The following is a 13,385-nucleotide window of genomic DNA, read 5'->3' as shown; positions in this document are numbered from 1 at the left end:
ACAAAATGATCTACAACACCCTGCCCCATACCAGCCTTGAAGTAAGTAAGATTTGTTTAGGAACCATGACCTGGGGACGTCAGAATACGGAAGCCGAAGGACATGAACAAATGGACTATGCCGTAGAGAAAGGAATCAACTTTTTTGACACCGCAGAACTCTATCCAATCCCTGCGCATCCGGACCGCTATGCCCACACCGAGAAGATCATTGGCAGTTGGTTTAAAAGGTCCGGAAAACGCGATGATATAGTCCTGGCATCTAAGATCGCCGGAAAAGCAGAGTTTACAAAGTTTATTCGCACCACAGGATTTAAAAAAGAGTCGCTCATAGAGGCAGTGAACGGTAGCCTGGAACGTCTTCAGACAGATCACATAGACCTGTATCAATTACATTGGCCGGAACGATCTACCAATTATTTTGGGCAACGTGGATATACCCATGATCTTTCAGATTTCTGGCAAGACAATATTCATCAGGTATTGGAAACACTCAGGGAGCTTATCAAAGAGGGCAAAATAGGTCATGTTGGACTTTCCAATGAAACCCCCTGGGGTGCCATGCGTTTTTTGGAAGAAAGTAAGGTACATGAAACCCTGCCCAGAATGATCACCATTCAAAATCCTTATAGTTTGTTAAACAGACTCTTTGAAGTGGGGCTTTCAGAGATCTCCATCAGGGAGAAACTGGGCCTGCTGGCGTATTCGCCCCTGGGTTTTGGTGTATTGAGCGGAAAATATCTTGGGGGTGCAAAGCCCGCTAATGCACGGTTGACACTCTTTCCGGCCTATGGCCGCTACAGCAATGAAAATGCCCTAAATGCCACACAAAAATATCAAGAGCTGGCAGACAAGCACGGAGTTTCTCTCACCCAGATGGCCTTGGCATTTGTCACTTCCAGGCCTTTTTTAACGAGTACGATCATCGGGGCTACTTCCATGGAGCAATTAAAGGAGAATATTGGCAGTGTAGATCTTAACTTAAGCGAAGAACTGCTCAAAGAGATTGAGGCTATTCACCAGGCGATCCCAAACCCTGCCCCCTGATTAAAATTTCTTTTGATCTACGTCATTAATGAATTGAATGACCCCATTCATATAGTTCTTCTGGTCGTCGTATTGTGATAAATGACTTCCATTAGGACAATAGAGATAACGTCCATGCTGTACTTCTTTGGACATCCACTCCATATGTGCCGGATCCATGGTGTCGTATTGGGCGCCAATCACCAGGGTTGGCACCTTTATTTCATTTAGTCTGTTCTTAACATCCCAATCCTTAAGGGTAGCGTTTCCGGTTACACCAAATTCACTGTATCCCTGCATATGAACATAGACCTGATTATTGGCATGTGTTAAACTGCGCATAACTGCCTCCGGCCACTCATCTGGTGGCATCCGGAGAACATGTTCCGTATAGTAATATTGAAAGAGTAACTCCCCGTATTTTGGATTTTCAAAATCTCCGGCATCTTCCATGGCCTTTATTTCCTTGTAGATAGCAGGATCCATCTGAGGGCCTAAAACTTCCTGGGCGTATTGGTTGTACTCCGGTATGCTGCTCATCATATTTGATATGACCAGACCTTTTAGGTTATCCTGGTACTTTAAGGCATATTCCATGGCAAGCATCCCACCCCATGACTGACCCAAAAGATAGAAGTTGGAAGCATCAAGACCCAGCGCCAGGCGCAGCTGTTCTACCTCTTCCACAAAGCGTTCTTTGGTCCACAGATCCAAGTCGTCTGGTTGGTCACTGTAATAAGAACCCAATTGATCATAATATATATATTCTATGCTTTCTTGAGGGAAATACCCGTCAAAACAGCTGTATAATTCATGGGTCATGCCCGGTCCGCCATGAAGAAGCAATACTTTTTTAGTGGGATTGTTCCCCACTCTTTTGGTCCATACCTTAAACGTTCCTTTTGGGGTGGTGATGGGGATCATCTTGATTCCACCGGTAAATTGATCGTCTCTTCCTTCAAAACTTAAATAGTCCGGTTTTGTATCTGTGTTGCTGGTTGAAGGAGTTTCCATAGATTGTTTGCAACTTATCAGCAACATTGAAAAGATCAGAAGGACAAAGACATTTTTCATTGAGTATATCATTTTAGTATGTACTTAAAAATAGTATAATTTGGAGTACTAACCGAACAACTTATTGACTACTTCCTCAATTCGGGAGACCTTAATAATGGTGATGGAGGGATTCTTAATTCCAATTTTGTTATTCTTGGAAACAAAAATACTGGTAAAGCCCAGTTTCTCTGCTTCCAGGATACGTTGATCTACCCGGCGAACAGGTCTAACTTCGCCAGCCAGACCAATTTCGGCCGCAAAACAGATCCCTTTTTCTACAGCAATATCTTCGTTGCTCGAAAGTACGGCGGCCACTACACCAAGATCAATAGCAGGATCATCCACGGTAATCCCGCCGGTGATGTTCAGAAATACATCCTTTGCCCCTAATTTAAAACCGGCGCGTTTCTCTAAAACGGCCAGGAGCATGTTGAGTCGTTTGCTGTTGAAACCTGTGGTGGTCCGCTGAGGTGTGCCATACACTGCGGTACTTACAAGGGCTTGTATCTCAATTAACAAAGGCCGCATTCCTTCCAGGGTAGCTACTATGGCCGTACCGCTGAGATGATCTTCATTTTTAGAGATCAGGATCTCCGACGGATTGCTCACTTCCCGGAGTCCATCACCCTGCATTTCGTAAATTCCTAATTCGGCCGTAGATCCGAATCTATTTTTCAAAGATCTTAGAATGCGATACATATAATTGCGGTCACCTTCAAATTGCAGGACCGTATCTACCATATGTTCCAGGATCTTTGGCCCCGCTATAGAGCCGTCTTTGGTAATGTGCCCAACCAGGATGACAGGGGTATTGGTCTCTTTTGCGAATTTGATGAGTTCTGCGGTACATTCCCTGATCTGAGAGATACTCCCCGGGGAAGATTCGATATAATCTGAGTGCAGTGTCTGGATAGAATCTATGACCAGGATATCTGGCTGAAGACTTGCTATCTGTTGAAAGATCTTTTGCGTCTTGGTTTCGGTTAAGATATAACAGGTATTTGTGCCGGGATAAAGTCGGTCCGCACGCATCTTTATTTGTTTTAAACTTTCTTCCCCTGAAACATAAAGGGTTTTATAAGGCAGTTTAAGTGCGATCTGCAATAGGAGCGTACTCTTGCCTATTCCGGGTTCTCCCCCCAGTAGAACAAGGGACCCGGGCACTAAACCCCCTCCTAAAACACGATTAAATTCCTGATCTTTTACGTCCCAGCGCTCTTCCTTGTCCGTACTTATCTCTGAAATAGATAAGGGAACAGCTGCCTTGCTGCTACCGTTCACCTTTGTTTTCCAGACAGAGGAATCCTCTTTTTGGATAAGCTCTTCTACAATAGTATTCCATTCCTTACAGGCACTGCATTGCCCTGCCCATTTGGCATATTGGGTGCCACAGTTCTGACAAAAGAAGGCGGTTTTAGTTTTAGCCATGATCTGGCTAAAGATATTGTGGTTCCAATTAAAAACAAAAGAAACGCCCTGCTATTAATAAGCAAGGCGTACGCTATTTTAAATTAATTTTTCTGTAGGCTAGAATCCGAAATCGGCCTTAAGGGCATCTATCTTTTCCAAGGCTAATTCCTTGGTCAGAAAATCGATCTCTTGCATCCCAAAGGCCTTTTCAAAAGTGCGCAGGGCCTTTTTTGCCTCACCTAATTCTTCGTAGTATTCCCCTTCAAAGTAGAATCCCATCATCGTGTCAGGATATTGCTTCTTACAGAGATCGGACAAAGGCTTTAAGGCTTCAAAGTCATCTTTCTTTTTACTGGCAGCATAAATGGCCATAATATCATTAAGACTCACTTGTTTTTGGAATCCAAAAAGTTCTTCTATCATGGCATACTTGTCTTCTAGATACTTAAAAACCGGCTCTTCCGAGGTAAGAATTTTTTCTTTGTACTCTTTAGGGCTAATAGGTTTAAAGACCTCAAACATTTGTTCCCATGCTTTTCCAAGACCATAGGTTGCTATAGATACCTCATTTGCATCGGGATATTCATCATACGAATAGTGCAGGGTTGGTTTATCTATACTCTTAAGGTTCTGATCTAATAGTTTCACCACAGAATTTGAAGTGCTGTTACCCCCTTCTGAAATAAGATGATAAAAGATCTGCTGATCTATGGCTAAAATTCTTTCAGGTACCCTGGTTTCCATTTCAGGAGCCAATCTTGGGGAAATACTTATGAAGGCACTGAAAAAGGAACGATCCTTAAAAAGGTAATAATTGCCAAAATTTGCGGTGATATCATAACCAATGAACATTCTGAATGGGGCTGTACTGTAGTTCAGATCTAGGTAAGGGATTATTTCCATCCCTAAAAATTCATAGAATTGCTTCCCCTTATCAGAGGGTAAACCAGAAACTTCGTCAAAGGCACAATCTTCCCACCGAAGATCGTCTTTACTTTGTTCAACACCCACTACAATTACCTCAGGCATGCCTTCAAACCTGCTGTAGAATTTGGCATTTGCGACCACCTGATCAAAGAGGTATTCCGCGTCTAATACTACTACTAAGGGGTATTTTTTCTCAGGAGAATAGTCTTCCGGAAAATAGTAGGAAACATTTCGCCTTTCCTGTAATTTAAAGGATTCGAAGATTTCATGGGTAACTTGTGCCAAGGAGGCCTGAGTGAGGAATACCACAAGGGCCAGAGATAAGACAATTCTCATTAGGTTTGTTTTATTGATTAGGGAAGCCTAACGGTTCCTGTTCAATAACGGTAAGAGTAGAAAAGATATTGCACCAAAGACCACCACCATAAGTGTTTGTGAGATCCACATGATCCATCCGAATGCGTCCCCGGAGACGGCACTTATACCAAAGATGGCGAGCGATTTGCTTACGGCAATAGGATAGAGCCCTATTCCCCCATTGGTGGTAGACATGGCAAAAGCACCGGCGATAAAGCCCACCAACAGTTCTGAGAGAGATAAGGATATGGTCTCCACAACGGTAAATTTAATGACCCAAAACATGGCAATATAGCTCCCCCAGATAAACAAGGTATGGAAAAGGAATGCCCATTTCTTTTTCATTTTGAAGATACTCAGAAGACCATCTAGCAGGCCTTTGACAAGATCTTTAAGTTTTATGGCTAGTCTGCTGGTAGACCTGCGTAAGAAAGCCAGAAAGAGGAAAAGGAACAATACACCCGAAGCCACCAGAAAGATTGTCGCCGTTAGCCCAATTCCATTGGCTTTCAAGTATCCCATAATTATATCAGTTTGGGATACCAAGGCAATAAAAATTATGATCAACAGCATCAACAGATCGATTACTCTTTCCGTAACGATGGTGCCAAAACCTTTTTGAAAAGGTACATTTTCATAGGTAGCCAAAGCCGTGGCCCGCAAGACCTCTCCAGACCTTGGGATGCCCAGGTTGGCAAAATAGGCCATTAAAATAAACATGATATTATTGCGGACCTTTGGTTTGTACCCCATGGGTTCCAGAAGGAAATTCCATCGCACGGCCCTCGAAATATGGCTTAAAATGCCTATCAGAACGGAGATGCCAACCCAAAAAAGATCTGCTTCTTTAATATATTTAAAGATCTCCTTTCTATTCTCGGGAGTAGTGCTATAATAAGAATACCAAACCAAAAAAACCCCAAGCAAGATGGGGATGATGATTTTTAAAAGTTTTTTTAAGCGAGTGCTCAAAGGTTAGGTTAAAAGATTGTTCTCTTCATTGGGAAAAATCATGGCTGGTTCAAAAACTTTAGCTTCTTCCAGTTCCATCCAGGCATAGGTGATCAGGATAAGAATATCACCTACGGCCACTTTTCTTGCAGCGGCGCCGTTGAGCGTTAGTTCTCCTGTATTTCTAGGACCGGGTATAGCGTAGGTTTCCAACCTTTCCCCATTGTTATTGTTCACGATCTGAACCTTTTCACCTCTTATGATATTGGCCGCATCCATAAGATCTTCATCAATGGTTATACTTCCTATATAATTAAGGTCGGCTCCGGTAACTTTAACCCGGTGTATCTTCGATTTTACAACTTCAATTTTCATGGTGCAAAAGTAATCAATTCAAAGCGATATTGTCAATGAGGCGAACGCCCTCAGCGTAAACGGCAATAAAGCCTCTGTATTTCAAATTTTCTTGTTTTCTCTTTAAAGGAGTAAGCGTTTCTGTATCAGCGATCTGAAAATATTCTAATTCGATATCCGGCTCCTTGTGAAACGCACCCTTTACGTACTCTATGATCTTTGTCGCATTTTCCGTGCCAAACATACACTTTGCAGCATGCAGGGTCTTGTATATGATCCCTGCTCTTTGCCGTATGGACTCAGACAAGAGTTGATTGCGGGAACTCATTGCTAATCCGTTAGGTTCCCGTACAATAGGACATCCCACTATATCTACAGGGAAATGGAGCTTATCGGCTAGTTTTCTTACGATCTGAAGTTGCTGAAAGTCCTTTTCTCCAAAATAGGCCTTATCTGGCCTGACAAGGGTAAGCAGAATTTCTACAATGGTGGCTACCCCATTAAAATGCCCTTCTCTAAAGGCCCCTTCCATTACTTTATCCAACCCGTTGAAGGAATAACTCTTTGAAGAGATGTCCAAAGAATACAATTCGGATACAGATGGGGCAAAGACGATGATCTCTTCACTCACACTTTTTAGCAAAGCCAGATCTGCTTCTAAGGTCTTGGGATATTTTTCGAGATCTTCCGGGTTATTAAATTGGGTGGGATTGACAAAAATACTGACAACCACTTTTGAGTTCTCTGATAGCGCCTGCTGAACCAGACTAAGATGGCCTTGGTGTAAGGCACCCATGGTTGGTACTAAACCCAGTGTTCCAGGCTTACCTTTATCAGAACTCAAAAAAGAATGTAATCCTTTCTTGTCAAAAATTGGCTTCATACAAAAATTTAAAAAGCGAGCAAACTTACTATAATTACGGCTAATCTGCATAATTTTTGTAATTTTGCACCTACGTTTCTGCGATAAATAAAAGACGACCTGTATGAATGGTAAAAAGATATTGTTTGTATCTTCAGAATTAGTGCCCTACCTACCCGAGAATGAAGTTTCCCTAATGTCTTACGAAGCACCCAGAATGGTGAATAGCAACGGAGGTCAAATTCGTATTTTTATGCCTCGGTATGGAAACATTAATGAGCGGAGACATCAATTACATGAAGTGATCAGATTGTCTGGCATGAACCTGGTGATCAACGATATGGACATGCCCCTGATAATTAAGGTGGCATCTATCCCGAAGGAAAGAATTCAGGTCTATTTTATAGACAATGATGAGTATTTCAAGAGAAAAGCAACTTTTACAGACGAGAATGGAGCCATGTTCGCCGATAATGATGAACGGGCAATTTTTTTTGCAAAAGGAGTGGTAGAAACAGTTAAAAAACTAAATTGGAATCCAGACATAATCCATGTTCACGGTTGGTTGGCCTCTTTACTTCCTCTTTATTTAAAGAATTTATACGCGGACGAACCCCTGTTCGCGGATAGTAAGATTGTACTATCGGTTTATGGAAAAAGCTTTGAGGGTAGCTTAGATAAGGACCTTATAAAAAAGGTGACCTTTGATGGCGTGCCCGAGGAGGCGGTTAGCTTGCTAAAGGATCCTACCTATAATAATTTGTTAAAAATAGGGGTGAATTACGCGGATGCTGTAATTTTAGCTGCTGAAGGCATACCGGAAGAATTGCTTTCACACATCAATAACCTTCAAAAACCTGTGTTGCCCTACGTTCCACTTCAAGAATTTGAAGAAGCGTATGCTAATTTTTATAACACTGAAGTTTTAAATTAAGCTCCATGCAATTTTTATCCAGAGGTATTGTTCCTGTAATTTTAGGAACGTTTTTACTACTTGTGTCTTCATCGTGTGATGAAGAAGTCACTACCATAGGGAATGGTGTCATAGACGAAAATCCTTTTAGTTCGGACAAAGCTGTTTATGATGTCTTTGCTTTCAACAAAAAAATAGAAGCGGTACAGACCAACAAACTTCCTGTTTACCAGATAGGGGTTTATAATGACCCTATTTTTGGAAGAACAACTGCCAGTATTACTTCTCAGCTTTCTTTAGCTGGAGGTGTGGGAAATCCATCCTTTGGGAATTATGCTCAAAGTACGGAGGATGTGTCAGGAACGGATGATATTGAAGCAACAATTGAGGAGAACGAAACGATCTCTGAGGTGATATTATATATTCCTTATATAAGGAATAATAATTCTGATACGGACCTGGACGGGGTAGCCAACGAATTTGATCTTGATCCGCAAGATCCCAACAGTGATAGTGATGGCGATGGACTTACAGACAACGAGGAACGCCAGGCCGGCTCTGATCCCCTTAACGAGGATACAGATGGGGATGGAATTTTAGATGCTGAAGACACCAGTACCCTGGCAAACAGATTCCCAGTCAGGAGACAATTAGACAGTATTTATGGGAATCGTGAGGCGCCTTTTAACTTTAAGGTAGAACGCTCTACTTTCTTCCTGCGCGATCTTGATCCGAATTCCAATTTTCTGGAATCGCAGGAATATTTTTCATCACAAGAATTTGCCCCTTCTTTTGTTTCTGATGTACTTTTTGAGGGTCCTGTTCAAATATCGGATGAACAAACACTTGTTTTTGTTGAAGACGATCCTGATACCGAAGACGATGAGTCATTGCAAGCGCCCCAGGTTATTGAACCGGGAATTCGGGTTGCTTTGGACGCAGCATTTTTTCAAACTAATTTTTTAGATAAGGAAGGTCAGTCCGAGCTGATCAGCAATTCAAATTTTAAGGAATTTTTACGCGGGTTACATCTTTCTGTTACTCCCATCACAGATGATATTATGTTGTTGCTAGACCTTCGTAATGCTAACATCACGATTACCTATCAATATGACAGGGTGGTAGATTCGGAGGTGGAAACAGCTGAAAGGGATTATATCCTGAGCTTTATAACGGGGCTCGGCAATGCTCCAATACAAGGAAACGCTGTAAATACAATTCTTACAGAGACCTACCCTCCGGAAATAGCAGATAATCTCAATACAGGCACCAATGCTTCAAGGATCTATCTTAAAGGGGGTCCTGGAACCTATACAGAGATCAAACTTTTTGATGCCAATAATGGTGAAACTATCCTTAATACTATAAAATCGCAGAATTGGATCATCAATGAAGCCAATCTTGTTTTTTATGTGGATAGAGATGCACTAGATGCCGTTGGTGGTGTTATAGAGCCCGTTCGTTTGTATATGTATAATACAGAGAATAATAATCCTGTTTATAATGCTGGGAATGATTTCTCGGTGGCAGATTCTCGTTTTGGTATCTATTTGGATTATGACGCCCTCCTGGAAGAGGAGAACAATCAAGGGATAAAATATACCATACGTATTACGGATCACATCAATAACCTTATCCTCAGAGATTCTTCCAATGCCACTTTAGGTCTTATTGTATCTCCAGACATAAGAATAACGGGCGTTTCAAGAGCATTGCTAAGCGATAATACAGAACAGGATTTGCCGGTAGCCGCCAATCTAACGCCATTGAGTACTGTACTATTCGGAAGCGCAGCCGGAGTGCCGGAGGAGAAGAAGCTCAAACTAGAAATATTTTACACCGAAGCAAACTAAATAGGGCGTGTCATACCACTTGTGGATAATAGACGTTATTTAACCGGAATACGTTTTAATATAAGTTACTTCTTGTAAATTTACGGTAAATAGAATCTCTTAATTTCAAATTTCTATGTGTGGTATTGTAGGGTATATTGGTTACAGGGAAGCTTATCCCATCATTATGAAGGGATTACAACGACTGGAGTACCGAGGGTACGATAGTGCCGGGATCGCCTTGTATGATGGAAATCAGATTAATCTATCCAAAACAAAAGGCAAGGTAGAGGACCTTAGAAATAAGTCCCAAAAGGATATTTCCATTAGCGGTACCCTGGGAATGGGACATACAAGATGGGCAACCCATGGTGTCCCCAATGATGTAAACTCACACCCCCACTACTCAAATTCCGGAAACCTTGTTATTATCCACAATGGGATCATAGAGAATTATGAGGCCATAAAAACCGAATTGAAAAAAAGGGGCTATGTCTTTGAATCTGATACAGATACCGAGGTCCTGGTCAATTTAATAGAAGAAGTTAAGACAAAAGAAAAAGTAAAACTGGGAAAAGCCGTTCAGATCGCACTTAATCAGGTAGTTGGGGCGTATGCCATTGCAGTTTTCGACAAACAAAAACCAGACGAGATAGTAGTAGCCAAGTTGGGAAGTCCACTTGCCATTGGTATTGGGGATAAGGAATTCTTTATAGCTTCCGATGCTTCCCCCTTTATAGAATTTACGAATAATGCCGTCTATCTGGAAGATGAAGAAATGGCGATCATACGCCCGGGAAAAGAGATTAAACTTCGCAAGATTAAGGACGATGCCGTTGCCTATCCTATGATCCAGGAACTTCAATTAAATCTGGAAGAAATCGAAAAAGGAGGCTATGATCACTTTATGTTAAAAGAGATCTACGAACAACCCAGAGCCATTAAAGATACCTACAGAGGAAGATTGCTGGTAGACCAGGGGATCATTAAAATGTCCGGGATAGATGATAATTTGGAGAAATTTCTCAACGCCAATAGAATAATTATTGTGGCTTGCGGTACTTCATGGCATGCAGGTCTTGTGGCCGAATATATCTTTGAAGACCTCGCACGCATCCCAGTAGAGGTAGAGTATGCATCAGAATTCAGATACAGGAATCCGGTAATTACCAAAAATGACGTGGTTATTGCTATCTCTCAATCAGGAGAAACAGCAGACACCCTTGCTGCCATAAAACTAGCCAAAGAAAATGGTGCTTTTGTTTTTGGAGTTTGTAACGTAGTAGGATCTACTATTGCTCGTGAAACGCATGCGGGTGCCTATACCCATGCCGGACCGGAAATCGGAGTAGCCTCTACCAAGGCATTTACTACTCAAATTACCATTCTTACCCTAATCGCTTTAAAACTGGCTAAGGAAAAAGGGGAATTATCCGGATCTAAATACCATGAAATGCTGGCCGAACTGGAAAACATCCCAAAAAAGGTTGAAAAAGCATTGGAAGCTAATCCATTGGTTGAGATCATAGCAGATGTTTATAAAGATTCTGAGAATTGTCTCTATCTAGGGCGGGGTTATAATTTCCCTGTGGCACTCGAAGGTGCTCTAAAACTTAAGGAAATAAGCTATATACACGCAGAAGGTTATCCGGCTGCAGAAATGAAACACGGCCCTATTGCCCTGATCGATGAACAAATGCCGGTGATAGTGATCGCTACCAATAAAGGTCATTACGAAAAAGTGGTTAGCAACATTCAGGAGATCAAATCCAGAAAAGGAAAGATCATCGCCATTGTCACCGAAGGAGATACACAGGTACGGGAATTGGCAGACCATGTCATTGAAGTACCGGAGACCTTTGAAAGCCTTACGCCACTGCTTACTACTATTCCGCTGCAATTACTTTCGTATCATATTGCAGTAATGAGAGGGTGTAATGTAGATCAGCCACGTAATTTGGCCAAGTCGGTTACCGTAGAATAGGCATAACCCTACATTTCTTACTATTAGACAGTCAAAATGGTTTAGGCGAACCTTCTTTTGGCTTACTTACGCCTCCCCTTTGCGGCATTTATACAACTGTATTTTCTGAGAATTTCGCAATTAGAGAGCTTCCTTATTTGCAATATGTTATTTCTAACTACAGCTTTTTTTTGAATTCCTATTCCACCGTGTAAAAAAATCGCTAAATTGCCTTCATAAATTAAGAACTAAGACGAATGAGAACACTACTCTTTTTATGCTTCCTTCTTGCGGGGATAGGCATTAATGCACAAACGACAATTCAGGGAACGGTTAAAGATGCTGCTGGCGATCCGGTTCCGGGTGCTAACATTATTATAATAGGTACCACTACCGGGACAGTGACAGATTTTGATGGAAATTTTGTGTTGGCAACATCACAGACTCCGCCCTTTACCCTTCGTATCTCAAGTATTGGATATTCTGAAGTGACCGCCCAGGTGACCAGTAACAATCAAACCCTGGCCATCATTCTGCAGGAATCCTCCACTTTACTCGATGAGATAGTGGTCTCGGCCTCCAGGACCCCGGAACGATTATTCGAATCTCCGGTATCCGTGGAACGTTTCGGTCTTAAAGAGATTAAGAATACGGCCGCAGAATCCTTTTATGGCGGTTTACAAAATTTAAAGGGAGTAGATATCAATACCAACAGTTTAACTTTCCAATCTATCAATACCAGGGGGTTTGCAACTTTTGCCAATACTCGTTTCCTGCAATTGGTAGACGGCATGGACAACTCGGCTCCCGGACTTAACTTCGTTTTGGGAAACCTGGTGGGGATGTCCGAACTGGAAGTACAGAGTGTTGAAATATTACCTGGTGCCTCTTCGGCACTTTATGGAGCCGGCGCCTTTAACGGTATCCTCTTTATGAGGAGTAAAAGCCCCTTCGATTTTCAGGGGATCAGCGCCTATTTTAAAACCGGGATCACTTCCCAGGAAGCAGCCGGGGATAATAACTATTACGATTTTGGTATACGCGCTGCCCACGCCTTCAGCGATAAGTTAGCGGTAAAAGCCAATTTCTCCTTTTTAAAAGGAGAAGACTGGCATGCGAATAGAACGGATGACATTTTTAATCCTGGAGCAGACAGGACCAACCCTGCATATAACGGCCTCAATGTGTATGGGGATGACTTCACTGTTTTACTACCTTTTGATCAATTAGCAGGATTGCCATCTGGCACCCTTGGATCCGCTAGAGTATCCAGAACTGGGTATGATGAGATAGACCTGGCCAATTATGGTGCCGAAAGTGTTAAAACCGACTTTTCAGTCTATTACAGGCCTTTTGCAGATGATTTTGAGATCATCTATAATGGCAGGGTAGGACGTGGAAATACCATTTACCAGGGTGCCAGCAGGTACGCCATCAAGAATTTTATCCTGCAACAACATAAATTGGAATTTAGAAATAAGAATTTCTTCTTAAGAGGGTATATTACCTCCGAGAACTCGGGAGATTCGTATGACACCCGTTTTACTGCATTGAACATCAATCGTCGTTGGAAAGGAGATCAGCAATGGTTTCAGGAATATGCCCAAACCTATATAGGAGCCCGTTTAGGCATAGGGTCTGGCGTACTCGCAGATGATGCAACAGCTCATGCCGTTGCCAGGCAAGTAGCAGATACAGGCCGATTTTTACCAGGGACACCCCAATATCAAAGTGC

11 protein-coding genes are annotated in these 13,385 nt (G+C 42.1%); 5 read left to right on the top strand and 6 right to left on the bottom strand.

The features are described 5' to 3' along the window. The first annotated feature begins 5 nt into the window (after positions 1-5). On the top strand, positions 6-1,046 hold the full coding sequence (locus tag WBM49_RS05990; protein ID WP_424371151.1) for an NADP(H)-dependent aldo-keto reductase: 1,041 nt from the start codon (positions 6-8) through the stop codon (positions 1,044-1,046). Here the strand turns inward: WBM49_RS05990 and WBM49_RS05985 are convergent, their stop codons facing one another. The 6 genes from WBM49_RS05985 to panC all read right to left on the bottom strand — a co-directional run bounded on the left by WBM49_RS05985 (position 1,047) and on the right by panC (position 6,963). Continuing rightward, positions 1,047-2,099, bottom strand: a complete 1,053-nt coding sequence (locus tag WBM49_RS05985) for a proline iminopeptidase-family hydrolase (protein ID WP_424371150.1) — start codon at positions 2,097-2,099, stop codon at positions 1,047-1,049. 48 nt (positions 2,100-2,147) lie between these two features. Further along, complete coding sequence (radA, locus tag WBM49_RS05980; RefSeq protein WP_424371149.1) at positions 2,148-3,509, bottom strand: DNA repair protein RadA; 1,362 nt, start codon at positions 3,507-3,509, stop codon at positions 2,148-2,150. Between the two features lie 99 nt (positions 3,510-3,608). Beyond that, positions 3,609-4,754, bottom strand: coding sequence for an alpha/beta hydrolase (locus tag WBM49_RS05975; protein WP_424371148.1), 1,146 nt, complete (start codon positions 4,752-4,754; stop codon positions 3,609-3,611). Between the two features lie 27 nt (positions 4,755-4,781). After that, positions 4,782-5,747 carry a lysylphosphatidylglycerol synthase transmembrane domain-containing protein gene (locus tag WBM49_RS05970; protein WP_424371147.1) on the bottom strand — a complete coding sequence of 322 codons (966 nt, stop codon included), beginning with the start codon at positions 5,745-5,747 and terminating at the stop codon, positions 4,782-4,784. Positions 5,748-5,750: 3 nt separating this feature from the next. After that, positions 5,751-6,101 (bottom strand): aspartate 1-decarboxylase, encoded by a 351-nt coding sequence (gene panD, locus WBM49_RS05965; protein ID WP_424371146.1) that lies wholly within the window; start codon positions 6,099-6,101, stop codon positions 5,751-5,753. 13 nt (positions 6,102-6,114) lie between these two features. After that, positions 6,115-6,963 (bottom strand): pantoate--beta-alanine ligase, encoded by an 849-nt coding sequence (gene panC, locus WBM49_RS05960; RefSeq protein ID WP_424371145.1) that lies wholly within the window; start codon positions 6,961-6,963, stop codon positions 6,115-6,117. A 103-nt stretch (positions 6,964-7,066) separates the two neighbouring features. On the opposite strand from panC, the gene WBM49_RS05955 reads away from it, so the two are divergent. From WBM49_RS05955 to WBM49_RS05940, 4 genes are all read left to right on the top strand, one after another. Further along, on the top strand, positions 7,067-7,876 hold the full coding sequence (locus tag WBM49_RS05955) for a glycogen/starch synthase (protein ID WP_424371144.1): 810 nt from the start codon (positions 7,067-7,069) through the stop codon (positions 7,874-7,876). A gap of 5 nt (positions 7,877-7,881) precedes the next feature. Next, positions 7,882-9,708, top strand: coding sequence for a DUF4270 family protein (locus WBM49_RS05950; RefSeq protein WP_424371143.1), 1,827 nt, complete (start codon positions 7,882-7,884; stop codon positions 9,706-9,708). 115 nt (positions 9,709-9,823) lie between these two features. Next, positions 9,824-11,671: a glutamine--fructose-6-phosphate transaminase (isomerizing) gene (gene glmS / locus WBM49_RS05945; protein WP_424371142.1), complete on the top strand. Its 1,848-nt coding sequence runs from the start codon at positions 9,824-9,826 to the stop codon at positions 11,669-11,671. 236 nt (positions 11,672-11,907) lie between these two features. After that, a partial coding sequence (locus WBM49_RS05940) for a carboxypeptidase-like regulatory domain-containing protein (RefSeq protein ID WP_424371141.1) occupies positions 11,908-13,385 on the top strand: 1,478 nt, incomplete at its 3' end.

Source organism: Muriicola sp. (genome assembly GCF_049669965.1).
Taxonomy (GTDB): Bacteria; Bacteroidota; Bacteroidia; order Flavobacteriales; family Flavobacteriaceae; genus Muriicola.
This window is presented reverse-complemented; position numbering and strand designations above follow the sequence as displayed.

Coding starts and splice junctions, on each gene's coding strand:
- WBM49_RS05990 (WP_424371151.1), top strand. CDS start 6: ATGATCTACAACACCCTGCCCCATACCAGCCTTGAAGTAAGTAAGATT.
- WBM49_RS05985 (WP_424371150.1), bottom strand. CDS start 2,099: ATGAAAAATGTCTTTGTCCTTCTGATCTTTTCAATGTTGCTGATAAGT.
- radA (WP_424371149.1), bottom strand. CDS start 3,509: ATGGCTAAAACTAAAACCGCCTTCTTTTGTCAGAACTGTGGCACCCAA.
- WBM49_RS05975 (WP_424371148.1), bottom strand. CDS start 4,754: ATGAGAATTGTCTTATCTCTGGCCCTTGTGGTATTCCTCACTCAGGCC.
- panD (WP_424371146.1), bottom strand. CDS start 6,101: ATGAAAATTGAAGTTGTAAAATCGAAGATACACCGGGTTAAAGTTACC.
- panC (WP_424371145.1), bottom strand. CDS start 6,963: ATGAAGCCAATTTTTGACAAGAAAGGATTACATTCTTTTTTGAGTTCT.
- WBM49_RS05955 (WP_424371144.1), top strand. CDS start 7,067: ATGAATGGTAAAAAGATATTGTTTGTATCTTCAGAATTAGTGCCCTAC.
- WBM49_RS05950 (WP_424371143.1), top strand. CDS start 7,882: ATGCAATTTTTATCCAGAGGTATTGTTCCTGTAATTTTAGGAACGTTT.
- glmS (WP_424371142.1), top strand. CDS start 9,824: ATGTGTGGTATTGTAGGGTATATTGGTTACAGGGAAGCTTATCCCATC.